This is a genomic window from Streptomyces sp. NPDC058662, assembly GCF_042716255.1.
Taxonomy (GTDB): Bacteria; Actinomycetota; Actinomycetes; order Streptomycetales; family Streptomycetaceae; genus Streptomyces.
In genome coordinates, this window is the sequence record NZ_JBHXRU010000013.1 from 1 (window position 1) to 24,325 (window position 24,325).

Annotated in this window: 18 protein-coding genes; 13 read left to right on the plus strand and 5 right to left on the minus strand. The window is 71.5% G+C overall.

The annotated features are described in order from the left end of the window. Nucleotides 1-70: 70 nt before the first annotated feature. The 7 genes from ACFWUQ_RS07600 (at nt 71) to ACFWUQ_RS07630 (ending at nt 7,808) form a co-directional block, all read left to right on the plus strand. The gene (locus ACFWUQ_RS07600; protein ID WP_384534410.1) at nt 71-1,006 is read left to right on the plus strand and encodes an ornithine cyclodeaminase family protein; all 936 of its coding nucleotides are present in this window, start codon (nt 71-73) and stop codon (nt 1,004-1,006) included. A 56-nt stretch (nt 1,007-1,062) separates the two neighbouring features. Continuing rightward, nucleotides 1,063-1,788 carry a GntR family transcriptional regulator gene (locus ACFWUQ_RS07605; protein WP_384534247.1) on the plus strand — a complete coding sequence of 242 codons (726 nt, stop codon included), beginning with the start codon at nt 1,063-1,065 and terminating at the stop codon, nt 1,786-1,788. A gap of 340 nt (nt 1,789-2,128) precedes the next feature. After that, on the plus strand, nt 2,129-3,871 hold the full coding sequence (locus ACFWUQ_RS07610; RefSeq protein ID WP_384534250.1) for an ABC transporter substrate-binding protein: 1,743 nt from the start codon (nt 2,129-2,131) through the stop codon (nt 3,869-3,871). A gap of 28 nt (nt 3,872-3,899) precedes the next feature. After that, entirely contained in the window at nt 3,900-4,853 is a 954-nt protein-coding gene (locus ACFWUQ_RS07615) for an ABC transporter permease (RefSeq protein WP_384534253.1), read from the plus strand. Then, a complete protein-coding gene (locus ACFWUQ_RS07620; protein WP_384534256.1) occupies nt 4,850-5,836 on the plus strand; it encodes an ABC transporter permease in 987 nt (328 codons plus the stop codon). Before ACFWUQ_RS07615 ends, ACFWUQ_RS07620 begins: the two co-directional genes overlap by 4 nt. Beyond that, nucleotides 5,836-6,834, plus strand: a complete 999-nt coding sequence (locus ACFWUQ_RS07625; RefSeq protein WP_384534259.1) for an ABC transporter ATP-binding protein — start codon at nt 5,836-5,838, stop codon at nt 6,832-6,834. Before ACFWUQ_RS07620 ends, ACFWUQ_RS07625 begins: the two co-directional genes overlap by 1 nt. Next, the gene (locus tag ACFWUQ_RS07630; RefSeq protein ID WP_384534261.1) at nt 6,831-7,808 is read left to right on the plus strand and encodes an ABC transporter ATP-binding protein; all 978 of its coding nucleotides are present in this window, start codon (nt 6,831-6,833) and stop codon (nt 7,806-7,808) included. The genes ACFWUQ_RS07625 and ACFWUQ_RS07630 overlap by 4 nt, the downstream gene beginning before the upstream one ends. Before the next feature lie 107 nt (nt 7,809-7,915). Here the strand turns inward: ACFWUQ_RS07630 and ACFWUQ_RS07635 are convergent, their stop codons facing one another. Continuing rightward, complete coding sequence (locus ACFWUQ_RS07635; RefSeq protein WP_384534263.1) at nt 7,916-9,970, minus strand: prolyl oligopeptidase family serine peptidase; 2,055 nt, start codon at nt 9,968-9,970, stop codon at nt 7,916-7,918. A 98-nt stretch (nt 9,971-10,068) separates the two neighbouring features. Here ACFWUQ_RS07635 and ACFWUQ_RS07640 point away from each other — a divergent pair, with 98 nt between their 5' ends. Both ACFWUQ_RS07640 and ACFWUQ_RS07645 read left to right on the plus strand, forming a co-directional pair. Continuing rightward, nucleotides 10,069-11,601 carry an MFS transporter gene (locus tag ACFWUQ_RS07640; protein WP_384534412.1) on the plus strand — a complete coding sequence of 511 codons (1,533 nt, stop codon included), beginning with the start codon at nt 10,069-10,071 and terminating at the stop codon, nt 11,599-11,601. A 75-nt stretch (nt 11,602-11,676) separates the two neighbouring features. Beyond that, nucleotides 11,677-12,474 (plus strand): aminotransferase class IV, encoded by a 798-nt coding sequence (locus ACFWUQ_RS07645; RefSeq protein WP_384534415.1) that lies wholly within the window; start codon nt 11,677-11,679, stop codon nt 12,472-12,474. A 43-nt stretch (nt 12,475-12,517) separates the two neighbouring features. On the opposite strand, the gene ACFWUQ_RS07650 is transcribed toward ACFWUQ_RS07645, so the two are convergent. From ACFWUQ_RS07650 to ACFWUQ_RS07665, 4 genes are all read right to left on the minus strand, one after another. After that, nucleotides 12,518-13,300: an excalibur calcium-binding domain-containing protein gene (locus ACFWUQ_RS07650; protein WP_384534266.1), complete on the minus strand. Its 783-nt coding sequence runs from the start codon at nt 13,298-13,300 to the stop codon at nt 12,518-12,520. A 307-nt stretch (nt 13,301-13,607) separates the two neighbouring features. Next, a complete protein-coding gene (locus ACFWUQ_RS07655; RefSeq protein WP_384534269.1) occupies nt 13,608-15,137 on the minus strand; it encodes a helix-turn-helix domain-containing protein in 1,530 nt (509 codons plus the stop codon). Between the two features lie 340 nt (nt 15,138-15,477). Next, entirely contained in the window at nt 15,478-15,897 is a 420-nt protein-coding gene (locus ACFWUQ_RS07660) for a hypothetical protein (RefSeq protein WP_384534272.1), read from the minus strand. 519 nt (nt 15,898-16,416) lie between these two features. After that, nucleotides 16,417-17,403, minus strand: a complete 987-nt coding sequence (locus ACFWUQ_RS07665) for an NAD-dependent epimerase/dehydratase family protein (protein WP_384534274.1) — start codon at nt 17,401-17,403, stop codon at nt 16,417-16,419. A gap of 367 nt (nt 17,404-17,770) precedes the next feature. Here ACFWUQ_RS07665 and acnA point away from each other — a divergent pair, with 367 nt between their 5' ends. From acnA to ACFWUQ_RS07685, 4 genes are all read left to right on the plus strand, one after another. Further along, nucleotides 17,771-20,500 carry an aconitate hydratase AcnA gene (acnA, locus tag ACFWUQ_RS07670; protein ID WP_384534276.1) on the plus strand — a complete coding sequence of 910 codons (2,730 nt, stop codon included), beginning with the start codon at nt 17,771-17,773 and terminating at the stop codon, nt 20,498-20,500. A gap of 344 nt (nt 20,501-20,844) precedes the next feature. Beyond that, nucleotides 20,845-22,296, plus strand: a complete 1,452-nt coding sequence (gene ngcE, locus ACFWUQ_RS07675; RefSeq protein ID WP_384534279.1) for an N-acetylglucosamine/diacetylchitobiose ABC transporter substrate-binding protein — start codon at nt 20,845-20,847, stop codon at nt 22,294-22,296. Between the two features lie 43 nt (nt 22,297-22,339). Next, the gene (locus ACFWUQ_RS07680; protein ID WP_384534281.1) at nt 22,340-23,284 is read left to right on the plus strand and encodes a carbohydrate ABC transporter permease; all 945 of its coding nucleotides are present in this window, start codon (nt 22,340-22,342) and stop codon (nt 23,282-23,284) included. 13 nt (nt 23,285-23,297) lie between these two features. Next, nucleotides 23,298-24,233 (plus strand): carbohydrate ABC transporter permease, encoded by a 936-nt coding sequence (locus ACFWUQ_RS07685; RefSeq protein WP_384534284.1) that lies wholly within the window; start codon nt 23,298-23,300, stop codon nt 24,231-24,233. Nucleotides 24,234-24,325 lie beyond the last annotated feature (92 nt).

Genomic DNA, 24,325 nt, shown 5'->3' on the forward strand with positions numbered 1-24,325 from the left:
GCCCGCGCCTGACGGGCCCGCGCCAGTCGCGCCCCCACCGGCCGGGCGGCCCGCGCCGGCCGGCATCCGGGTGTTCGACGCCGCGGCCACGGGCGGGCTGCTCGCCCCGGCCGCCGCGGCCGACGCGCTCGCCGCCGCCCTGCGCTCCGGGCTGGACCCCGAGACCTGTCCGCCGCGCACGGCACTGGCCGTGCCCGGCGGCGAACTGCTCCTGATGCCGGCCGCGTCGGGGGCGTACGCCGGGGTGAAGATCGCCGGGGTCGCGCCCGCCAACCCGGGCCGCGGGCTGCCCCGCATCACCGGCTCCTACCTGCTGCTGGACGGCCCCACCCTGCGCCCGCTGGCCCTGTTCGACGGCGCGGCCCTGACCGCCCTGCGCACACCGGCGGTCTCAGCTCTGGCCCTGCGCCACCTGGCGCCCGAGGGGCGGCCGCTGCGCCTCGTGCTCTTCGGCTCCGGCCCGCAGGCGTACGGGCATCTGGAGGCGGCCCTCGCCGTACGGGGGCTGGCCGAGGCCGTGGTGGTCGCCCGGAAGCGGGCCGGGGCCGAGGCGCTCGCCGCGCACGCCGCGGGCCTGGGCGTACCCGCCCGTACCGGGACCCCGCAGGACGTGGCCGGCGCCGACCTGGTGATCTGCTGCACCACCGCGCGGGAGCCCCTCTTCGACGGCAGCCTGGCCGGTCCGGACGCCACCGTCGTCGCCGTCGGCTCGCACGAGCCGGACGCCCGCGAGACGGACACGGCCCTCGTGCGACGCGCGGCCGTGTACGTCGAGTCGCGCACGGCGGCTCTGCGGGAGGCGGGGGACCTACTGGTGCCGGAGGCGGAGGGGGCCATCGGGCCCGGTCATATCACCGGCACCCTCGCCGACCTGGTCTCGGGCCGTATGCCCGGGGGCGGGCGGCCGGGTTGTCCACAGCTCTTCAAGAGCGTGGGCATGGCCTGGGAGGATCTTGCCGTGGCGGTCGCACTGTACGAAGCCGCCGGGGCGAGTAGAGAAACGTGACATTGTACGCTGTTCCTCTGCTCGTCGCAGGTGTCGCGGGTGTCGGAGGAAGAGCAATGGGTGACCTGAAGCAGCACAGTCTCATCAAGGCCCAGGAACGGCTCCGGGACCAGGTCGGCCACGCCCTGCGAGCAGCCCTGATAGCGGGTGAACTGCGTCCCGGCAGCGTCTACTCGGCGCCCGGACTCGCGTCCGAGCTGGGCGTGTCGGCCACCCCGGTGCGCGAGGCGATGCTCGACCTGGCCCGGGAGGGCCTGGTCGAGCCCGTCCGCAACAAGGGGTTCCGGATCACCGAGGTCAGCGAGCGCGACCTGGACCAGTACACCGAACTGCGCACGATGATCGAGGTGCCGACCATCGGCCGGATCACGAGGATCGCCACGGCCGAGCAGTTGGAGGCCCTGCGCCCCGTCGCGCAGGAGATCGTGACCAGCGCGCGCGAGCACAACCTCATCGGCTACCTGGAGGCGGACCGCCGCTTCCACCTCTCGCTGCTGGGGCTGTCGGGCAACGACCGGCTCGTCGAGACGGTCGGCGACCTGCGCAAGCGGTCCCGGCTGTACGGGCTCACCGGCCTGGACGAGGCCGGCAAGCTGGTGTCCTCGGCGGAGGAGCACATCGAGCTCCTCGACCTCATGCTGAGCGGGGACGCCGAGGCGGCTCAGGCGTGCATGACCCGCCACCTGGGCCATGTCCGCTCCCTGTGGGCGCAGGGCCGCGACGAGCCCGTGGGCCGCACCCCGGGCGGTCTCGGCTCGGGCGGCCTCGGCTCGGGCGTCTAGGGGGCCGGGGGGCGCCCGCCCCGACGCGGCAGTGGAGGTCGTCCTCGTCCTCCCCCGCCGGCTCGCGCAGGCGGGCCGGGCCGGGCGGCGGTGAGGTGCGGGCCGCCGCGCCCGCTTCGCCGGCTGCTTCCTTGTCGACGTACGTCTCCGGGTCCGTTTCCAGGTCCGTTTCCGCATCCATGTCCATGGGCGGTGATCGTAGGCCACGGCTCAACTCCGCGTAGGGCAAACGGATTTGGACACGGCTGGATAACGGGGGGCTCAACCTCTTGTCAGTGCAATTTCACATTACTATGTTATCGGTCACATCGTAGAGCGCGGCCCTTCACTGGAGTGACCCATGACCAAGCGCACCCAACTCGCCCTCGCCACCGCCCTGGTGGCGGCTCTCGCAGTCGGCGCCTCGGGCTGCTCCGAACCGGCGAAGGGCGCGGGCGGCGCGGGCGCCGCCAACCCGGCCGCCGCCAACGACGGCAAGGTCCTCGGCGGCACCCCGGTCAAGGGAGGGACGCTCACGGTCCTGTCGAACCAGGACTTCGCCCACCTCGACCCCGCCCGCAACTGGGTCATGCCGACCATGGACTTCGGCACCCGCCTCCTCTACCGCACGCTGGTCACCTTCAAGGCGGAGCCCGGCAAGGCCGGCAGCGAGCTGGTCCCCGACCTCGCCACCGACCTCGGCACCCCGTCCGACGGCGGGCGCACCTGGACCTTCACCCTCAAGGAGGGCGTCAAGTACGAGGACGGCTCGCCGGTCAGGGCCCAGGACATCAAGTACAACGTCGAGCGCTCCTTCGCCCCCGACCTCACCGGCGGCCCCGACTACGCCGCCCAGTACCTGGCCGGCACCGAGGGCTACAAGGGCCCGCTCCAGGGCGAGCACCTCGACTCGGTCAAGACCCCGGACGACCGCACGATCGTCTTCGAACTCAAGCGGCCCGTCGCCGAGTTCTCCGCCACCGCCACCCTGCCCACCTTCGCGCCCGTCCCGCAGGCCCAGGAGAAGGGCACCCAGTACGACGCCCGCCCCTTCTCCTCCGGCCCCTACAAGATCGACTCGTACGACCGGGACAAGAAGCTGGTCCTGGTCCGCAACGAGCACTGGGACCCGGGGACCGACACCGTGCGCAAGGCCTACCCGGACCGGTTCGTGGTCGTCATGGGCCTCAAGGGCGGCCAGATCGACGACCGCATCATCGCCGGCGAGGGCGCGGACGCCTCCGCCGTCCAGTACTCCGACATGCGTCCCGAGAGCGCCCCCAAGGTGCTGCCGAGGCCCGACGTCAAGGCGCGCCTGCTCGCCGAGTCCCAGGGCTGCACGGAGATGCTCCACCTGAACAACTCCCGCGCCCCCTTCGACGACCCCAAGGTCCGCGAGGCCATGCAGTACGCCGTCGACAAGGAGGCCGTGGTCACCGCGGGCGGCGGCCCGGCCCTCAACGAGGTCGCCACCGCCTACCTGCCCCCGGCCCTGTCCGGCGGCAAGCAGGCCGACACCCTGAAGATCGCGCCGGCGGGCGATCCGGCCAGGGCCAAGGAGCTCCTGAAGGCCGCCGGCAAGGAGGGCCTCAAGGTCTCACTTGCCGTGTCCACGGGGGACAAGGCCAAGGCGGAGGCCATCCAGCAGGGCCTGTCCCGCGCCGGTGTGGAGGTCGTCGTCGACACCGTCGACCCGGGCGCGTACTACGACGTCATCGGCGACCTGTCCACCACCCCGGACATGACGCTCACCGGCTGGTGCCCCGACTACCCGTCGGGCTCCACCTGGCTGCCCTTCGTGTTCGACGGGCGCACCATCAAGGACAAGGGCAACCAGGGCAACTACAGCCAGTTCCGCGACGAGGCCACCACGAAGCGGATCGACGAGATCAACGCCATGGCCGACGCCCAGCAGGCCAACCAGGCCTGGATCGACCTCGACGCCGCCCTCATGGCGAAGTCCCCCTCCGTCCCGGTCCTGCTGGAGCGCAAGCCCCTGCTCGTCGGCCCCAACATCGCGGGCGCCTTCGGCCACCCCGTGTGGACCGGCACCATCGACTACGCCACCATCGGGCTCAAGGACCCGTCGAAGAGCCAGGGCTGAGGCCGGCCGGACCCGACGGCATCCCGACATGACGACCACCACCGCACCCGCCGACGGCGCCCCGGAGGCGAAGGAGGTCCCCCCGGGCAGCAGCCCCTGGCAGCTCGCCCGGCGGGAACTCCGCCGCCGCCCCGCCGTCCGCGTCAGCCTCGGCCTCGTCCTGCTCTTCGTCCTGACCGCCGCCACCGCGCCCTGGCTGGGCGCGCTCGGCGGCTGGTCCCCCGAGGAGTTCGACAAGAGCGCCATCGACCCCTACCTCGGCGGCCAGCCCCTCGGCTCCTTCGGCGGGATCAGCTCCGAGCACTGGCTCGGCGTCGAACCCGTCACCGGCCGGGACCTGTTCGCCCGCGTGGTCCACGGCGCGCAGGTCTCCCTCCTGATCGCCTTCGCGGCCACCGCCATCGTGGTCCTCGCCGGAACCTCCGCCGGGATCGCCGCCGGCTACTTCGGCGGCCGCACGGACACGGTCCTGTCCCGGCTCATGGACCTGACCATGTCCTTCCCCTCACTGATCTTCATGATCGCGATGCTGTCCGCGGCCAAGGACGTCAACCGGATCGTCCTGATCACCGTCGTGATCGGCGTCTTCGGCTGGCCCGGCGTCGCCCGCGTCGTCCGCGGCCAGACCCTCTCCCTCAAACACCGTGAGTACGTCGACGCCGCCCGCGTCGGCGGTTCCGGCTCCTGGCGCATCCTGACCCGCGAGATCCTCCCCGGCGTCTCGGGCCCCGTCATCGCCTACACCACGCTGCTCATCCCCGGCATGATCAGCACCGAGGCCGCCCTCAGCTACCTCGGCGTCGGAGTCCGCCCGCCCACGCCGTCCTGGGGCCAGATGATCGCCGAGTCCGTGGCCTTCTACGAGACCGACCCCATGTACTTCGTCATCCCCAGCGTGTTCCTCTTCCTCGCCGTGCTCGCCTTCACCCTGCTCGGCGACGCCCTGCGCGACATCCTCGACCCGAGGGGCGGCCGCAGTTGATCCTCTACCTCGCCCGCCGGCTGCTCGCCGTGGCCGGCGTCCTCCTCGCCATCACCGCCGTCACCTTCCTCATCTTCTACGTGCTGCCCGCCGACCCGGCCGCGGCCGCCTGCGGCAAGACCTGCAGCGCCGAGCGGCTGGCCGACGTACGCACGTACCTCGGTCTCGACCAGCCCCTGTGGCGGCAGTTCGCCGACTTCCTGACCGGCATCTTCACCGGCCGCACGCTCGGCAGCGGCCAGTACGCCGTCGAGTGCGGCTTCCCCTGCCTGGGCTACTCGTACGAGAACTCCCTGCCCGTGTGGGACCTGCTCATGGACCGGCTCCCGGTCTCCGCCTCCCTCGCCGTCGGCGCCGCGGTGCTGTGGCTGGTCCTGGGCCTGGGCGCCGGAGTCACCGCCGCCCTGCGCAAGGACACCCTCACCGACAAGGCGCTGATGGTCGGGGCGGTCGCCGCGGCCTCGCTGCCCGTCTACTTCACCTCCGTGATGCTCATCCACGGTGTCATCCGCACAGCCGGCCTCCTGCCCTACCCCACCTACCGGGCCTTCTCCGACAACCCGCTCGCCTGGGCCTCGAACCTGCTGCTGCCCTGGACCGCGCTCGCGCTGCTGTACGCCGCCATGTACGCCCGCCAGAGCCGCGGTTCGATGATCGAGGCGATGGCCGAGCCGTACATCCGCACGGCCCGCGCCAAGGGGATGCCCGAGCGGGTCGTCGTCGTCAAGCACGGGCTGCGCTCCGGGATGACCCCCGTCCTGACGATCTTCGGCATGGACCTCGGAGGCCTGCTCGCGGGCGCCGTCATCACCGAGTCCATCTTCGGACTCCCCGGCGTCGGGCGGCTGTTCTACGGGGCGCTGGTCAGCTCCGACCAACCCGTGGTCCTCGGGGTCACCCTGCTCGCCGCCTTCTTCATCGTCGTCGCCAACCTCGCCGTCGACCTCCTGTACGCCGTCATCGACCCGAGGGTGAGGTACTGATGACCGCTCCGCTCCTCCAGGTACGCGATCTGCGCGTCACCTTCCCCACGGCGCGCGGCCCCGTGCGCGCCGTCGACTCGCTCGCCTTCACCGTGGAGGCCGGCCGCACCCTCGGCATCGTCGGCGAGTCGGGCTCCGGCAAGTCGGTCACCTCGCTCGCCGTCATGGGCCTGCACCGGGGCGCCGAGGTCGGCGGCTCCGTGGCCCTCGCCGGACGCGAGCTGACCGGACTGTCCGAGCGGGAGCTCTCGAAGGTCCGCGGCCGGCGGATGGCCATGATCTTCCAGGACCCGCTGTCCAGCCTCCACCCCTACTACACGGTCGGCGAACAGATCGCCGAGCACGTCCGGGTGCACTTCAGGTCCGGACGGGCCGCCGCCCGCAGGCGGGCCGTCGACATGCTCGGCGAGGTCGGCATCCCGGAACCGGCCCGCCGGGCCGGCGAGTACCCGCACCAGTTCTCCGGCGGCATGCGCCAGCGCGCGATGATCGCCATGGCCCTGGCCTGCGAACCCGAGCTGCTGATCGCCGACGAGCCGACCACCGCGCTCGACGTCACCGTGCAGGCGCAGATCCTGGAGCTGATCGCCCGCCTCCAGCAGGAGCGCGGCCTCGGCGTCGTGATGATCACGCACGACCTGGGAGTCGTCGCCCGCGTCGCCCACGAGGTCCTGGTCATGTACGGCGGCCGGGCGGCCGAACAGGCGGGGGTCGAGGAGCTGTTCGCCGACCCCGCCCACCCCTACACCCGGGGCCTGCTGGACTCCCTCCCGCGACTCGACACCGCCGACGACGAGCCGCTGCCCTCCATCCCGGGCTCCCCGCCGTCCCTGCTCGCGCCCGCCCCGGGCTGCGCCTTCGCCCCGCGCTGCCCGCGCGCCGCCGCGCGCTGCGCCCAGGAGCGCCCGGAGCCGGTCCGGTACGGGGACGGGCCCGGCCGCACCGCCGCCTGCCACTTCCCCGGAGTCCGCACCGTCGTCGAGGAGGCGGCCCGATGACCCGTACCGAACCGCTGCTGTCCGTACGCGACCTCACCATGACCTTCCCCGGCAAGCGGTCCGCGACCGGGCGCCGGGGGGCTCCCGTACGCGCCGTGGACGGGGTCTCCTTCGACCTGGAGGCCGGCCGGACCCTCGGCCTGGTGGGGGAGTCGGGCTGCGGGAAGTCCACCACCGGCCGGATGCTCGTCCGGCTCCTGGAGCCCACGTCGGGCCGGGTCGCCTTCGACGGCACGGACATCACCCGGCTGTCCCGGGGCGCCCTGCGGCCGCTGCGCAGGAACATCCAGATGGTCTTCCAGGACCCGCACTCCTCCCTCAACCCCCGCCAGTCCGTCGCCCGGATCATCAGCGACCCGCTGCTCGTCCAGGGCTGGACCGCGCGGGACGCCCGCCGCCGCGCCGCCGAGCTGATGGAGCTCGTCGGACTGATCCCCGAGCACATCGACCGCTACCCGCACGAGTTCTCCGGCGGGCAGGCGCAGCGCATCGGGATCGCCCGGTCGCTGGCGACCAGCCCCCGCCTGATCGTCGCCGACGAACCGGTCTCCGCCCTGGACGTGTCCGTGCAGGCCCAGATCGTCAACCTGATGGAGCGGCTGCGGGCGGAGCTGGGCCTGTCGTACGTGTTCATCGCGCACGACCTGTCGGTGGTCAAGCGGGTCAGCGACCGGGTGGCCGTCATGTACCTGGGCCGGATCGTCGAGATCGGCGACAAGCACGCCCTGTACGCCAGTCCCCAGCACCCCTACACCCGGGCGCTGCTGTCCGCCGTACCGCTGCCGGACCCGGTGGCGGAGCGGCGGCGGGAGCGGATCGTGCTGCTCGGCGACCCGCCGAGCCCGACCGCTCCGCCCCCCGGCTGCACCTTCCACCCGCGCTGCCCCAAGGCCGAGGACATCTGCCGCACCGAGCGGCCGCTGCTGCGTACGGCCGCCGGGCGCGAGGTGGCGTGTCACTTCCCGGGTGACTGACGGGGATCACGGGAAGGGGAGGGCCCCGGAGCCGATGGCGTCTCCGGGGCCCTCGCCCGTGCCCGGCCGTGCCCGCGGACCGCTCGGGCGCTCGGGCGCTCAGGTGTTCAGGCCAGTTCGCGGCGGAAGAAGGCCAGTTCCTGGGCCATGACCTTCTCGCGGGTACCGCCCGGGGTCATGTGCGTGACGCCGGGCAGCGCGAGCAGCTGGTGCGGGCGGCCGGCGTCCGTCAGCGCCCGCGACAGGCGCAGGGTGTGGGACGGGTGGACGTTGTCGTCGGCGAGGCCGGTGACCAGGAGCAGCGGGCGCCTGAGCTTCGGCGCGTCGGGGATCAGCGAATCCCGCTCGTAGACCTCCGGGTGCTCCTGCGGCAGTCCCAGGTACCGCTCGGTGTACGCCGTGTCGTAGTGCCGGAAGTCGGTCGGCGCGGCTCCGGCCGCCGCCGCGTGGAAGACGTCCGGGCGCCGCAGGACCGCCATCGCGGCCAGGTAGCCGCCGTAGGACCAGCCGCGCACCCCGACCCGGCCGAGGTCCAGGTCCGGGTGCCGGTCGCCGAGCGCCCGCAGCGCCGCGACCTGGTCCTGGAGGGTGACCTCGGAGAAGCCCCGGTGGACGGCGTGGGTGAAGGCGGGGGAGACGTACGGCGTCCCGCGGTTGTCCGTGGTGACCACCGCGAAGCCCTGGTCGGCCCACCACTGGCGGTGCTGCCAGCGGCGGGGCTCGGCGCTGACGTCCTGGAAGCCGGGGCCGCCGTAGCTGTCGAGCAGGACGGGCAGGCGCTGCCCGGGCACGTGCCCGCGCGGCAGCGTGAGGGCCGTCGGCACCCCGTGCTCGGTGACCCGCTCCAGGACCGGGACCACCCGGTGGGGCAGCGGCTCGGACAGGTCGCGGAGGGTGAACTCCCGCCCCTCGGCGGTGCGTACGGTCCGCCGCACGCCGTCCGCGTCGGCGGAGGTCAGCAACAGGCAGCCGGCCGAGGCCTGGACGGAGTGCACCCCGGGGCCGTCGGCGAGCGGGGTGGTCTCCCCGGTCGCCGGATCGAGGAGCAGCACCTGCTGCTCGGAGGGGTCGCGCTGCCCGGCCTCGATCAGCAGCAGGCCCTCGTGGCTCCCGGCCACGCGGCGCACCTGTGTCCCGTCGCCGGTGAGCAGCTCGCCGTCCACGGCGAGGGCGCGCGCGGCTCCGCCCGGGGTGTCGGCGGCGGTCAGCATCCGGCCGTCGGGGAGCCGGGCGGGGGTGCCGGGGAGCATCGGGTCCACCCACAGCGGGTGCGTGGTCCGGGAGAGCTCCCGGGTGCGGCCGGTCGCAGGGTCGGCGCTGAGCAGCAGGACGTTGCGCTGGAGCCGGTCCTGGACGGTTAGCAGGATCTCCCCGGCCGACTCCCAGCCCGCGTCGGAGACGTACGGGTAGGTCCCCGCGTCCCAGTCGAGCCGGATCCGGTCGCCGTCCTCGCGCAGCACCCACAGCTGCACCTCGGCGTTGGGGCCGCCCGCCTCGGGGTACGCGAAGTCCTCGGCCGGCAGCTCGGGGTGAGCGGGGTCGGTGAACCAGCGCCGCTGCAGGGCGGATTCGTCGACGCGGGCGGCGAGCAGTGTGGCCCCGTCCGGGGACCACCAGTGGCCCCGGGCGCGGCCCAGCTCCTCGGCGGCGGCGAACTCGGCGACGCCCCACCGGGCCCCGTCGTCCGGGCTCACCCGGCCGCCCGGGCTGACGTACAGGGCGTCGGCGCAGACGTAGGCGGTGCGCGACCCGTCGGCGTTGGGCCGGGGATCCGTCGCCGGTCCGGCGACCGGGAGCCGTGCGGCCCCGGTCCCGTCGGGGGAGGCCGCGTACAGCTGCCCGTAGAGGGGGAACACGGCGCGGCGGCCGTCGCCGGACAGGGCGTACGAGCCTATCCCGGCGGCGACGAGGCGGATGCGCTCGCGCAGCCGGCGCTCGGCGACGGGGAGCGGGCCGGGCTCCGGGCACAGTTCCCGCGGATCGGCCGTCCGGGACTCGGCGCCGGTGGCCGTGTCGAGGACCCAGAGGCTGTCGAAGGGGTCGGTGGGGCCGTCCGAGCGCAGGTACCAGAGCAGCCTGCCGCCGTCCCCGAAGGTGAACGCGCGCGGGGCGCCGTAGGTGAAGCGGGCCGTCCGTGCCGAGAGCGTGAGGAAGTCATCCATGATCGTAGTGTGACATGTGATATATCACCGGCACTAGGCCGTTCGAGTGGTGGCCTCCCGGGCCCGGGCTTAGCGTCGTGAGGGTGGACCGGAACCCTGTGCCGAGCACGAACGGGACCGACGGCAAGGTCCGTGGCGGCGCGAACGGCCTCGCGCTGTTCGTCATCGCCTCCTGCCAGCTCATGGTGGTTCTCGACATCACCATCGTGAACATCGCGCTGCCGCACATCCAGAGCGACCTCGGCTTCTCCACCGAGGACCTGTCCTGGGTCGTCAACGCCTACACGCTCACCTTCGGCGGCCTGCTCCTGCTGGGCGGCCGCGCGGGCGACATCCTCGGCCGGCGACGCGTGTTCATCTTCGGCGTCCTGCTCTTCGGCCTCGCCTCCCTGCTGGGCGGATTCGCCCAGAACGACGCGCAGTTGATGGCCGCCCGCGCCCTCCAGGGCGTCGGCGGAGCGATCGCCTCCCCCACCTCCCTCGCGCTGATCACGACCACGTTCAAGGAAGGCCCGGAACGCAACCGGGCGTTCGGCGTGTTCGCGGCCGTGTCGGCCGGCGGCGGCGCCATCGGCCTGCTGGCCGGCGGCATGCTCGTCACCTGGCTCGACTGGCGCTGGGTGCTCTTCGTCAACGTCCCGATCGCGCTGCTCATCGCCCTCATGGCCACCCGCGTCATCCGGGAGTCCGAACCGCACCCCGGGCACTTCGACCTCGCGGGCGCGCTGACCTCGACCCTGGGCATGGTCGCCCTCGTCTACGGCTTCATCCGGGCCTCGCAGGAGGGCTGGCGGGACGGGGTCACCCTCGGGTCCTTCGCCCTGGCCGTCGTCCTGCTCGCCGCGTTCGTGCTCATCGAGCGCCGCTCGCCCCAGCCCATCACCCCGCTGCACATGTTCGCCGACCGCAACCGGGCCGGGACGTACGGGATGATGCTCTTCCTCGCCTGCGCGATCTTCGGGATGTTCTTCTTCCTGACCCTGTTCGTGCAGAACGTCCTGGGCTTCAGCCCCTTGCGGGCGGGCCTCGCCTTCCTCCCCGTGAGCGCCGTCATCGCGGTGGGCGCGGGCCTCACCTCGCACCTGCTGCCGAGGTTCGGACCCAAACCGTTCATGGTGATCGGCGCCCTGTGCAGCGCCGCCGGTCTGGCCTGGCTGACGCTGACCGACGTCGACTCCACGTACCTGGGCAGCATCCTGGGCCCGATGCTGCTGTTCGCCCTGGGCATGGGCATGCAGTTCGTGTCCCTGACGCTGATGGCGCTGTCGAACGTCCCGGACCGGGAGTCCGGCGCGGCGTCGGGGCTCCTCAACGCGATGCAGCAGGTCGGCGGCTCGCTCGGGCTGTCCATCCTGGTCACCGTCTTCGGTACGGCCAGCCGCACCGAGGCCGAGCAGCAGGTCCCGGCCTTCCTCGCCCAGGCGACCCCGGCGGAGCGGATCCTCTTCGAACGCACCGGCCGACTCCCCGACCCCTGGGGCGACTACGTCCTGACCTCGGGCGTCTCCGCCGCCTTCGTCACGGCCGCGATCTTCACCCTGGTCGCGGCGGTGATAGCGCTGTTCGCGATCCAGGTCCGGCCCTCGGACCTCGCCCGCCTCCAAGGCAACCACGCGCCGACCGCGGTCTGACCGGGCCGCGGCACGCGGTGCGGGAGCCGACCGGTCCGACCGGCCGCGCCCCGCGGTGGAAGACTGGGCGGCGTGATGGAACTGGACGGAGCCGCCGCCGACCCGGAGGCCCTGCGCGCCCTGGCACTCGTCAACTACGGGCACTTCACGACGATGCGCGTCGAGGACGGCCGGGTACGGGGCCTGGCCGCGCACCTGGAGCGGCTGCGGCGGGACTGCCGTGCGGTGTTCGACGCGGAGCTGGACCTCGACGGGGTACGCCGGCACCTGGGCCGCGCGGTCGCGGGAAGCGCGGCGGGCGGGGGCGCGCCGCTGATCGTCCGCGTCACCGTCTTCGACCCCGCGCTGGACCTGGGCCGGCCCTCCGCACCGGCCGCTCCGCGCGTACTGGTGACCACCCGCCCGGCGGGGCCGCTCGCGCCGCCCCCGATGCGGGTCGTATCCGTCCCGTACGAGCGCGACGCGCCGGCGGTCAAGCACACCGGCCTGTTCGGGGCCCTGCACGCGCGCCGGACCGCGCAGCGCGGCGGCTTCGACGACGCGCTCTTCCTCGGCCGCGACGAGCTGGTCTCGGAGGGCCCCACCTGGAACGTCGGCTTCGTCGACGCCGACGGCACCGTGGTCTGGCCGGCGGCCGAGGTCCTGCCGGGCGTCACGATGGAGCTCCTGCGCCGCCACCACCCCCACGTCGTCACCCCCGTCACCCGGGAGGCCGCCCACGGCATGCGGGCGGCCTTCGCCACCAACGCGGGCATCGGCGTCCGGGCCGTCACGGCGATCGACACCGCCCCCTTCCCACCCGACGACCCGGTCCTGGCCGCCCTGCGCGAGACGTACCGGTCCCTCCCGGCCGACCCCGTCCGAGCGGCCTGAACCGGCGCGCCCGGAGCGGGGTCGCGGCTCCCGGGGAGCGGGGTCAGCGGTCGCAGGCGATCCCGTCGCCGTCGCGGTCGAGCCCCTTGCGGTAGCCGGGCTCACCCACGCGGATCGGCGCGGCCCCGGCGGCCCTGGCGGCGTCGCAGTTCTTGTAGTAGGTGCTGCCGCCCCCGCCGGTGGTCGACCCGCCCGAGGAGGAGCTGCTGGAGCTGTCGTCGTTGTCGGGAGCCGGGGTCGGGGTCGGCGACGGCTTGGGCGCCGGCTCCGGCGGCGGCACGGGGCGCAGGGCGGATCCGGCCGCGGCCGGGCACTTCGTACCCGGGGCGACCAGGTGGACGTTCGGGTCGGCGGACCGCGGTACGGGAACCGTCCCGGCGGCGGGGCTCTGGAAGCAGACGACCCAGGCCGCGTGGTCCCCCGCGACCTCGACGTCGACGTAGGCGCTGAGCGCCTTCAACTCGCCGTCGATCAGGGCTTCCACGGCCTTCTCGGCGTCCGCGAAGGGCATACCGACGACGTTCGGCATGGGCGCTTCCGCGGGTGTCGGGCTCGGCGTCGGTGTGGGGCTCGCGGAGGGCGTCGGCGAGGCGCTCGACGTCTGGGCGACGACGGCCGGGGGCGTGGCGGCGGCCGCCGGCTTCTTCGGCGGGTCACCCATGAACGGGACCAGGAACCACAGCGCGGCGAGCACCGTGGCGGTGGTCTTCTTTCCCTTGCTCCAGCCGCTCGTCCAGGCCAGAGCGATACCGGCCGGCGGCAGGACCACCAGAGCCGCGATGATCAGAGCGGGATGCTGCCACCACTTCCGGGCGGACGAGGGCATGGGTGGGTAGGGGTGGGGCGCTGGGTACACGGCTCTCCAAGGGGGCGCGGAGCGACTTCAGCGGTGCTGCCACCGGCAAGTGGGGCGAGATTACAGAGAAAGCCGACGACCGCAGGCGGAAGTACGAAAACTGCGACACACCGGCAACCCGCACCCCGGCGCCGCCCCCGCCCGGGGCACCGACCGCCCCCGGGCGGGAAAGCCGAAAAGCCCCCTCCGGCCGCGCTGTCGCGCGACGGAAGGGGGCTGGGCCGCACCGGCCGCGGGGTCGGGCGCCCCTGGACGGGCAGCCCGACCGCGCGCACCGTCAGATGTCGCGGAAGATCTCGATCTGGGCGCCCACCGAGTTGAGGCGTTCGGCCAGTTCCTCGTAGCCGCGGTTGATGACGTAGACGTTGCGCAGGACCGAGGTGCCCTCGGCCGCCATCATCGCGAGGAGGACGACCACGGCCGGGCGGAGGGCCGGCGGGCACATCATCTCCGCGGCGCGCCAGCGGGTGGGGCCCTCGACCAGCACCCGGTGCGGGTCCAGGAGTTGGAGGCGGCCGCCGAGGCGGTTGAGGTCGGTCAGGTAGATGGCCCGGTTGTCGTACACCCAGTCGTGGATCAGGGTCTGGCCCTGGGCCGTGGCGGCGATGGCCGCGAAGAAGGGGACGTTGTCGATGTTCAGCCCGGGGAAGGGCATCGGGTGGATCTTGTCGATCGGGGCTTCGAGCTTGGAGGGGCGCACCGTCAGGTCCACCAGGCGGGTGCGGCCGTTGTCCGCCGTGTACTCCGCGGAGCGGTCGTGGTCGAGACCCATCTCCTCCAGGACCGCGAGCTCGATCTCCATGAACTCGATCGGGACCCGGCGGATGGTCAGCTCCGACTCCGTCACCACCGCGGCGGCGACCAGGCTCATCGCCTCGACCGGGTCCTCGGAGGGGGAGTAGTCCACGTCCACGTCGATGTGGGGGACGCCGTGGACGGTGAGGGTGGTGGTGCCGATGCCCTCCACCTCGACGCCCAGCGCCTCCAGGAAGAAGCACAGGTCCTGGACCATGTAGTTGGACGAGGCGTTGCGGATGACGGTGACCCCGTCGTGGCGCGCGGCGGCCAGCAGGGCGTTCTCGGTGACCGTGTCCCCGCGTTCGGTCAGCACGATCGGGCGGTCGGGGGAGACTCCGGCCTCGACCTGCGCGTGGTAGATGCCCTCCGTCGCGGTGATGTCCAGGCCGAAGCGGCGCAGGGCGATCATGTGCGGCTCGATGGTGCGGGTGCCGAGGTCGCAGCCGCCGGCGTACGGCAGGCGGAAGTGGTCCATCCGGTGCAGCAGGGGGCCGAGGAACATGATGATGCTGCGGGTGCGGCGGGCCGCGTCCGCGTCCATGGCCTCCATGTCGAGGCGGGCCGGCGGGACGAGTTCCAGGTCCACGCCGTCGTTGATCCAGCGGGTGCGGACGCCGATGGAGTTGAGGACTTCCAGGAGGCGGTAGACCTCCTCGATCCGGGCCACCCGGCGCAGGACCGTGCGGCCCTTGTTGAGCAGGGACGCGCACAGCAGGGCGACGCAGGCGTTCTTGCTCGTCTTGACGTCGATGGCGCCGGAGAGACGGCGCCCGCCCACCACGCGCAGGTGCATCGGGCCGGCGTAGCCCAGGGAGACGATCTCACTGTCGAGCGCTTCACCGATGCGGGCGATCATCTCCAGGCTGATGTTCTGGTTGCCGCGCTCGATCCGGTTCACCGCGCTCTGGCTGGTGCCGAGCGCGTCGGCCAGCTGACTCTGTGTCCAGCCCCGGTGCTGCCGGGCGTCACGGATGAGCTTGCCGATGCGTGCGAGGTAGTCGTCTGCCATGGGTGCACCGTATCTCAGATATGAGATATGGCTCGCGTGGGGTGTGGCGTACGGGTGTTACCGACCGTCAGCTTCCATCATGGGCCCCGCCCGGAGGTGCTGCGCGACGAGCCAGGACAAAGGGGGCAGAACCTCCGTAGGTGCGCCGGGGGCCAGTTGCTCCGGCACCCCCGTTCGGTTTCGCCCCGTTGGGCCATTCGGGGGGTATATGTCCCGCCGCTGGCCCGCGCGGTGACGAACGGCGTCCGTGTGCGGAGGGGGACGGCCGCTCGCCCGGTCGGCGCCCCGCCCCGGCCCCCGCCCCCGACCCCGCCGTCCGCGCCCCCCGCCGCGAGCGATCTCACCGCGCCGGAGCATCGGGGCCGGCGCCGACGGCCCGTGCGGCGGCCACCGCCTCCAGCAGGGGCCAGCCGTCGACCTCCGACGGCCGCCGCTCCCCGGGCTGCCAGCCGCGGGACAGTGCCGCGTCGAGCAGCGCCCGGACGGCCCCCGGCTCGTGCAGGTTCAGGTTCGCGCCCCGGGTGAAACCCACGTCCCCGGAGCCGAAGGGGGCGCCGCCCGGGACATACCTGCCGGGCCCGTCGGCGAAGACGACGCGCAGGGGGCCGCCGCTCCCCGAGGGCTGCGGGGACAGGGTGAGGATGTGCCGGCAGTCCACGGCCCGGCCGTCGGGACCCCTTGTATGGCTGTGGCGCATCGTCCACATGTACACGCGCCCGCCGGCGACCAGCCGGCGGGGCTTCTTCGATCGTCGAGGCACCCGGCCGAGCGTACGCGGCCTGCCGGGAGAGCCCCCGAGGACGCGGACTCCGGCTCCGGCGGGCGAAACCGCCGGCCGTCGGCCCGATCGCGTGTCGCCTTCGGCAAGGTCGCTGCAGCTTCGGGGTGACCTCAGAACCACGACGCATCGGCTGCGTCACTGCGTGACAAAGACGCCTCCGCTGAGCAGGGCCTCGCGTGCAGGTGCGCACGCCGTCGTCTGTTCACGGAGCGTCGAGGCGAATCCTTCCCGATTCATGCCGGCCCTTGCCCGTGCCAGTCGGCATCGAAGGCCGGTCGGGTCCAGAGTGTGAGGTCGCTGCTGGTGGCAACAGCCGAGGTGCGTCCGGACGGCGAGAAGCCGGCTGCCCGGAGTTCGGAATAATGGGAGTCGAAGACGTGCCGCCAATGTTCCCCGTGGGGCCCGCACGGCCGAGCTGGGTGATCACGGCGGTCTTCCCCGTTCCGGCCGGGCCGCAGACACCCCGTCCCGCTTCGCGCGAGCCCCCCCCACGCATCCTTACCCCAGTGCCTCCAGGAGTTCGCGCTCGCGCTCGATACTCAGGCCGGCCCGGCGGGGCCGGTCCAAACCCTGCTCCCGTTCCCAGCGCAGGGTGTCGGCCAGCAGCTCCGCCCGGGGCCGGTGCCGCAGGCCGGCCGAGCTGGCCGCGGCGCCGTCGCGGGCGCTGAAGCCGGCCCAGTCCGGGTCGGCCATCCACATCGCAAGCGACTGCGGACCCATGAACTGGGCCACGTTCTGCCCGAGCAGCCAGTCGGCGTCGGCCTCCACCGTCAGCCCGGTGTGCCCGCCGATCTCCCTCGACAGTGCGACCCACTCCCCGAAGGGAACGATGGGGCCGACCGCGTTGTACGTTCCGGTCGTCCCCTTCTCCGCACAGTCCAGCAGCCATGCCGCGAGGTCCCGCGCGTCAACCACCTGCGTCGGGCTGTCCGGGGAAGCCGGCACCAGCAGCGGCGCCAGCGGCTCGCGGGCTGCGCGGCCGACCCAGTACCCGGTGCGGCCGCTGTGATCACCGGGGCCGCCGATCAGTCCCGCCCTCGCGATGAGCAGCCGGTCACCCACCGCGACCGCCGCGGCCTCCTCGCAGGCAACCTTGGCCTTCCCGTACTCCTCGCGGTCGACCTCGTCCCGCTCGGCAGCCGGAAGCAGTTCCGCCGACTCGTCCGCCCCCGGCTGCGCGTGCGAGGCATACGCACTGACCGACGACACGTACGACCAGTGGCCCGCCCGCTCGCCGAGCGCCGCCAGTGCGCCGCGGACGAAGCCCGGCTGCCACGACACCTCGACCACGGCGTCCCAGTCCCGGTCCGCGAGGCTTTCGTACGCCGACGGATCACGTCGGTCCGCGGCTACCAACACCGCTCCCTCGGCTGCCTCGCCACTCTCCCCGCGGGCCAGGCAGGTCACCCGATGCCCACGTTCCAGTGCCTGCCGCGAGACCTCGCGGCCCACCCACGCCGTTCCGCCCAAGACCAAGATCTTCACCAAGTCACTCAAACACGGACGGTGAGCCTGCGCGGCTCTGCTTCGCCGAGGGCGTAGCGGTCCTCAACGGGCCGACAGGGCAGGCACCACCAGTCGTTTCCAACGGTCCTCGTGCCTGGATTCACCGAGACGGGAAGCCCGACGACCGGGTTCGCTGAGTGAACGACTCGTCCGGATGAGAGCGGTCAGGGGGTGCGCGCCTCGTCCCTTCGGGGCGACATGTACTAGAGTTATCTCGACATCGAGATATCTGCCGAAGGCGAACCGCAGCCGCCCCCGCTGGTAAGGGTTACCTAACTTAGCCCTACCTTAGCGGATTGGCCAAGGGGCGTGGCGGCAGGATGCGGTAAACGCGCGTAATTCATGCATGAAGGAGACTGTCGTGTCGGCGAACAGCTTCGACGCCCGCAGCACGCTGCAGGTGGGCGACGAGTCGTACGAGATCTTCCGGCTGGACAAGGTTGAGGGCGCGGCCCGCCTTCCCTACAGCCTGAAGGTCCTGCTGGAGAACCTGCTCCGTACCGAGGACGGTGCGAACATCACCGCCGACCACATTCGGTCGCTCGGTAACTGGGACTCGCAGGCCCAGCCCAGCGAGGAGATCCAGTTCACGCCGGCCCGCGTGATCATGCAGGACTTCACCGGCGTCCCCTGCGTCGTGGACCTCGCCACCATGCGCGAGGCCGTGAAGGCCCTCGGCGGTGACCCGGCGAAGATCAACCCGCTGTCGCCCGCCGAGATGGTCATCGACCACTCGGTCATCGCCGACAAGTTCGGCACGAAGGAAGCCTTCGCGCAGAACGTCGAGCTGGAGTACGGCCGCAACAAGGAGCGCTACCAGTTCCTGCGCTGGGGCCAGACCGCCTTCGACGACTTCAAGGTCGTCCCGCCGGGCACCGGCATCGTCCACCAGGTCAACATCGAGCACCTGGCCCGCACGGTCATGGTGCGCGGTGGCCAGGCCTACCCCGACACCCTCGTCGGCACCGACTCGCACACCACCATGGTCAACGGCCTCGGTGTGCTGGGCTGGGGCGTCGGCGGCATCGAGGCCGAGGCCGCGATGCTGGGCCAGCCGGTCTCCATGCTGATCCCGCGCGTCGTGGGCTTCAAGCTGACCGGCGAGCTGCCGGCCGGCACCACCGCCACCGACCTGGTGCTGACGATCACCGAGATGCTGCGCAAGCACGGCGTCGTCGGCAAGTTCGTCGAGTTCTACGGTGAGGGCGTCGCCGCCACCTCCCTCGCGAACCGCGCCACCATCGGCAACATGTCGCCGGAGTTCGGTTCCACCGCCGCGATCTTCCCGATCGACGACGAGACCCTGAAGTACCTGCGCCTGACCGGCCGCGACGCCCAGCAGGTCGCGCTCGTCGAGGCGTACGCCAAGGAGCAGGGCCTGTGGCTGGACCCGGCCGCCGAGCCGGACTTCTCCGAGAAGCTGGAGCTCGACCTCGCCACGGTCGTCCCCTCCATCGCCGGCCCGAAGCGCCCGCAGGACCGCATCGTCCTCGCCAACGCCGCCCAGCAGTTCGCGCAGGACGTGCGCAACTACGTCAGCGACGACGAGGAGGCCGGCAAGGAGTCCTTCCCGGCGTCCGACGCCCCCGCGTCCTCCAACGGTGTGCCGACCAAGCCCACCCTGGTGACCCTGGCCGACGGCACCTCCTTCGAGATCGACCACGGCGCTGTGACCGTCGCCGCGATCACCTCCTGCACCAACACCTCGAACCCCTACGTCATGGTCGCCGCGGCGCTCGTGGCGAAGAAGGCGGCCGAGAAGGGCCTGACCCGCAAGCCCTGGGTCAAGACCACCCTCGCCCCCGGTTCGAAGGTCGTCACCGACTACTTCGACAAGGCCGGCCTGACCCCGTACCTGGACAAGCTGGGCTTCAACCTGGTCGGCTACGGCTGCACCACCTGCATCGGCAACTCCGGTCCGCTGGACGAGGAGATCTCGAAGGCGATCAACGAGGCCGACCTCGCGGTCACCTCGGTGCTCTCCGGCAACCGCAACTTCGAGGGCCGGATCAACCCCGACGTCAAGATGAACTACCTGGCCTCCCCGCCGCTGGTCGTCGCGTACGCCATCGCGGGCTCCATGAAGGTGGACATCACCAAGGACGCCATCGGCACCGACCTCGACGGCAAGCCGGTCTTCCTGGCCGACATCTGGCCCTCCGAGGCCGAGGTCAACGACGTCGTGGCGAACGCCATCGGCGAGGACATGTTCAGCAAGTCCTACCAGGACGTCTTCGCCGGCGACGCCCAGTGGCAGGCGCTGTCGATCCCGACCGGCAACACGTTCGAGTGGGACCCGCAGTCCACCTACGTCCGCAAGCCCCCCTACTTCGAGGGCATGACGATGGAGACCACCCCGGTCTCCGACATCGCCGGCGCGCGCGTGCTGGCGAAGCTGGGCGACTCGGTCACCACCGACCACATCTCCCCGGCCGGTGCGATCAAGGCCGACACCCCGGCCGGCAAGTACCTCACCGAGCACGGCGTCGAGCGCCGCGACTTCAACTCGTACGGTTCCCGCCGCGGCAACCACGAGGTCATGATCCGCGGAACCTTCGCCAACATCCGCCTGCGCAACCAGATCGCGCCGGGCACCGAGGGCGGCTTCACCCGCGACTTCACGGTCGAGGGCGCGCCGGTCTCCTTCATCTACGACGCCTCGCAGAACTACCAGGCCGCCGGCGTCCCGCTGGTCATCCTGGCCGGCAAGGAGTACGGCTCCGGCTCCTCCCGCGACTGGGCGGCCAAGGGCACCGCGCTGCTCGGCGTCAAGGCCGTCATCGCCGAGTCCTACGAGCGCATCCACCGCTCCAACCTGATCGGCATGGGCGTCCTGCCGCTGCAGTTCCCGGAGGGCGCCACGGCGGCCTCGCTGGGCCTCACGGGCGAGGAGACCTTCGCCTTCACCGGTGTGGAGGAGCTGAACAACGGCACCACCCCGCGCACGGTCAAGGTCACCACCGACACCGGGGTGGAGTTCGACGCGGTCGTCCGCATCGACACGCCGGGCGAGGCGGACTACTACCGCAACGGCGGCATCATGCAGTACGTGCTCCGGAACCTCATCCGGGGCTAGGGCGCGCCAGGCGGAGCCCCAATCAGTCGCCGGGGCTCCGCCAGTCGGCACCATAGGGCCGTATCCCCACCAAAAGGGGGTGCGGCCCTTCCGTTTGTCCGCGGCGCCCCCGCGGACGGGACCAGGTGACGGAGAGGTCTCAACTCGGAAAAACTGAGGCCCATCCTTGTGCACGATCTTGCTCCGGCGAGCGGAAGTGGACTATACCTGTGCCCGTCCAGACCACCGCGAGACGAGCGGCTCCGGACCGGGGGACGGCGGGGACCTGCGGCGATGTCCGCATGTACGGCAACTGCCGTATTTCCTTCCTCCTTCACACTCCTGACGAAGGCGAGGACTTGAGCATGGGATCCACCTCCGCCCACGGCGAGAACAGCATCGGTGCGGGCCTCGGCCGCCGTGATCTGATCAAGCGCTCCGCGGCACTCGGCCTCATCACCGTGCCCACGATGGGCTTCCTGTCCGCGTGCGCCTCCGGCGGCGAGGAGGCGACCACCAACGGTCCCTCCAAGGCCCCCACCACCCCCGAGAACCCCTTCGGCGTCGCCAAGGGCGGCAAGCTGGACGTGGTCGTCTTCAAGGGCGGCTTCGGCGACGACTACGCGAAGGCATGGGAGGCCGCCTTCGACAAGAAGTGGGGCACGACCAGCTCGCACCTGGGTACCCAGGAGATCACCGCCAAGCTCCAGCCGCGCTTCAACGGCGGCAACCCCCCGGACGTCGTCGACGACGCCGGCGCCCAGCAGATCAAGCTGGACGTGCTCTTCAAGGGCGGCCAGCTGGCCGACCTCGCGGTGGTCCTGGACGCCCCCTCGCTCGACGACCCCTCCAAGAAGGTGCGCGACACCCTCATCAAGGGCACCGTCGAACAGGGCACCCAGGGCGGCACGTTCGTGGCGCTGAACTACGTCTACACCGTCTTCGGGTTCTGGTACTCCGGCAAGCTCTTCAAGGAGAAGGGCTGGACGGCCCCCAAGACCTGGGACGAGTTCCTGGCCGTCTGCGCCAAGGCCAAGGAAGCGGGCATCGGCGGCGTCGCCCACCAGGGCAAGTACCCGTACTACATCAATGTCGTCATCATGGACCTGATCGCCAAGAAGGGCGGTCTGGAGGCCATGAAGGCCATCGACAACCTCGAACCCAACGCCTTCGAGGGCAATCCGGCGGCGCTCGCCGCCGTCGAGGCGGTCTACGAGGTGGTCGAGAAGGGCCTCCTGATGCCGGGCACCAACGGCCTCACGCACACCGAGTCCCAGACGGCGTGGAACCAGTACAAGGCCGCCTTCATCCCCTCCGGCTCCTGGCTGGAGAACGAGCAGCTGAAGCAGACCCCGGAGGACTTCGACATGAAGTTCCTGCCGGTCCCCGTCCTCGCCGACAGCAAGCTCCCCTTCGAGGCCATCCGGGCCGGCGCCGGCGAGCCCTTCATCGTCCCGGAGAAGGCCGCCAACAAGGCGGCGGGCCTGGAGTTCCTCCGCTCCATGCTGTCCCGCGAGTGGTCCACGATCTTCGCCCAGCAGGCGAACTCGCTCACCGTGGTCAAGGACGGCGTCGACCCGAACGTCAAGCTCCGCCCCGGCACCCAGTCGGCCGTCGAGGCCCTGAAGGGCGCCGGCGACAACACCTTCAACTACCTGTACACCGAGTGGTACAGCGAGATGGGCACGGAGATCGAGAACGCGTCCAATGAGCTGATGGCGCAGCGCATTCAGCCCAAGGAGTGGATCAAGCGCGCGCAGGCTGCGGTAAACAAGGCGGCCCAGGACCCGAACGCGAAGAACAACAAGCGCAGCTGACACCACGTCCACCGGCCACCCGGCGACACCAGGGACGGACACCATGAGCCACGTAGCCCAGGGGAGAGGCAAGAACGGCTTCATCGCCGGCTTCCTCATCGCGCCACTCGCGCTGTACCTCACTTTCGTCATCTGGCCGTATGTGCAGACATTCGGCTACTCCTTCACCAACTGGACGGGGCAGTCCCCGACGTTCGACTTCGTCGGTCTGGACAACTACGCGACGTTGCTGAAGGACGAGGTCTTCCGCGGCGCCCTCTGGAACAACCTGCTGCTCCTGGTGTTCGTCCCGGTGATCACCATCCTGCTCGCCCTCTTCTTCGCCTTCATGGTGAACGCGGGGGGCCGCAGCGGGGCCGGCGGCGTCCAGGGGATCGGCGGATCGCGCTTCTACAAGGTCGTCTACTTCTTCCCGCAGGTCCTGTCCCTCGCGATCCTCGCCGTGCTGTTCGGCGCGATCTACCGCAGTGACGAGGGCGGCCTGCTCAACGGCTTCCTCGTCAAGACCGGCCTGATCGACGCCCAGCACCCGGTCGAATGGCTGAACGAACCCAACTTCGTCCTGTGGTGCCTGCTCTTCGTCGTGGTCTGGCACGGCGTCGGCTTCTACCTCGTCCTGTTCTCCGCGGCCATGCAGTCCGTCCCCAAGGACATCTACGAGGCGGCCCTGCTCGACGGCGCCGGGCGCGCCCAGACCTTCTTCAAGGTCACGCTGCCCCTGCTGTGGGATTCTGTGCAGACCTCCGCGGTCTACCTGGGCATCGCCGCGATGGACATGTTCGTCCTCGTGTCGACCATGACCTCGGGCCAGTTCGGAGGCGGACCCGACCACCACAGCGAGGTCATGGCAACCGTGCTGATGCGCAACTTCCTGTACTTCGGCAAGAGCGGCTACGCCTGCGCCATGGGCGTGGTCATGCTCGTCCTGACCATGATCCTCTCCGTCATCACGCTGCGCGCCACCCGCCGCGAGCGCATCGAGTTCTGAGCGGAGCTCCACGATGAGTGCACAGTCCACAGTGATCAAGGCTCCGGGCGAAGCTGCCGCGGAGCGGTCCGGCGGAGCCGGACGGACGGGGGAGCCGGACAAGCGCCGCTCCGAGGGCGTGGTCCTCAACGTCTTCTCGCACGGGTTCCTCGTCCTCTGGGCGATAATGATCGTGCTGCCCCTGATCTGGCTCGCGCTCGGCTCCTTCAAGACCGACGCGCAGATCGGCGGCTCGGCGCTGAGCTGGCCCTCGAACTGGAACTTCGACGCCTTCGGCCGGGCCTGGGACAAGGGCATCGGCGGGTACTTCACCAACACGCTGATCGTGCTGGTGTTCTCGGTGCCGCTGACCATGCTGTTCGGCTCGATGGCGGCGTACGTCCTGGCCCGCTACCCCTTCAAGGGCAACCGGGTCATCTACTACTTCTTCGTCAGCGGGGCGATGTTCCCCGTGTTCCTGGCGCTCGTGCCGCTGTTCTTCATGGTCAAGCGCTTCGACATGCTGAACACCTACCAGGGCCTGATCCTGGTGTACGTCGCCTACTCCATGCCGTTCACCGTCTTCTTCATGCACTCCTTCTTCCGGACCCTGCCCACGGCGGTCCACGAAGCGGCGGTCATCGACGGCGCCTCCGACACCCGGATCTTCTTCCAGGTGATGCTGCCGATGGCCAAGCCCGGCCTGATCAGCGTCGGGATATTCAATGTCCTGGGCCAGTGGAACCAGTACATCCTTCCCGCCGTGCTCATGCAGCCGCAGACGAGCGGAGACCCCGAGCGCTACATGCTCACCCAGGGCCTCATCCAGCTCCAGTACCAGATGGGCTACGAGACGGACCTGCCCGTCCTGTTCGCCGGCGCCACCATCGCGGTCATCCCGATGCTGGCGGTCTACCTCTCCTTCCAGCGCCAGATCCAGGCCGGCCTGACCTCCGCCACCCTCAAGTAGCGCCCGCGCCCGGCCGGCCGGGCGCGGGGGGCCGGGGGGGGGGGCCCCCCCCCCCGGCCCTGTCCCCCGGGCGGCGAAAGCCCCGTGGCGAC

Coding starts and splice junctions, on each gene's coding strand:
- acnA (WP_384534276.1), top strand. CDS start 17,771: ATGAAGGAGACTGTCGTGTCGGCGAACAGCTTCGACGCCCGCAGCACG.
- ACFWUQ_RS07630 (WP_384534261.1), top strand. CDS start 6,831: ATGACCCGTACCGAACCGCTGCTGTCCGTACGCGACCTCACCATGACC.
- ACFWUQ_RS07655 (WP_384534269.1), bottom strand. CDS start 15,137: ATGGCAGACGACTACCTCGCACGCATCGGCAAGCTCATCCGTGACGCC.
- ngcE (WP_384534279.1), top strand. CDS start 20,845: ATGGGATCCACCTCCGCCCACGGCGAGAACAGCATCGGTGCGGGCCTC.
- ACFWUQ_RS07645 (WP_384534415.1), top strand. CDS start 11,677: ATGGAACTGGACGGAGCCGCCGCCGACCCGGAGGCCCTGCGCGCCCTG.
- ACFWUQ_RS07610 (WP_384534250.1), top strand. CDS start 2,129: ATGACCAAGCGCACCCAACTCGCCCTCGCCACCGCCCTGGTGGCGGCT.
- ACFWUQ_RS07650 (WP_384534266.1), bottom strand. CDS start 13,300: ATGCCCTCGTCCGCCCGGAAGTGGTGGCAGCATCCCGCTCTGATCATC.
- ACFWUQ_RS07625 (WP_384534259.1), top strand. CDS start 5,836: ATGACCGCTCCGCTCCTCCAGGTACGCGATCTGCGCGTCACCTTCCCC.
- ACFWUQ_RS07635 (WP_384534263.1), bottom strand. CDS start 9,970: ATGGATGACTTCCTCACGCTCTCGGCACGGACGGCCCGCTTCACCTAC.
- ACFWUQ_RS07685 (WP_384534284.1), top strand. CDS start 23,298: ATGAGTGCACAGTCCACAGTGATCAAGGCTCCGGGCGAAGCTGCCGCG.
- ACFWUQ_RS07615 (WP_384534253.1), top strand. CDS start 3,900: ATGACGACCACCACCGCACCCGCCGACGGCGCCCCGGAGGCGAAGGAG.
- ACFWUQ_RS07605 (WP_384534247.1), top strand. CDS start 1,063: ATGGGTGACCTGAAGCAGCACAGTCTCATCAAGGCCCAGGAACGGCTC.
- ACFWUQ_RS07680 (WP_384534281.1), top strand. CDS start 22,340: ATGAGCCACGTAGCCCAGGGGAGAGGCAAGAACGGCTTCATCGCCGGC.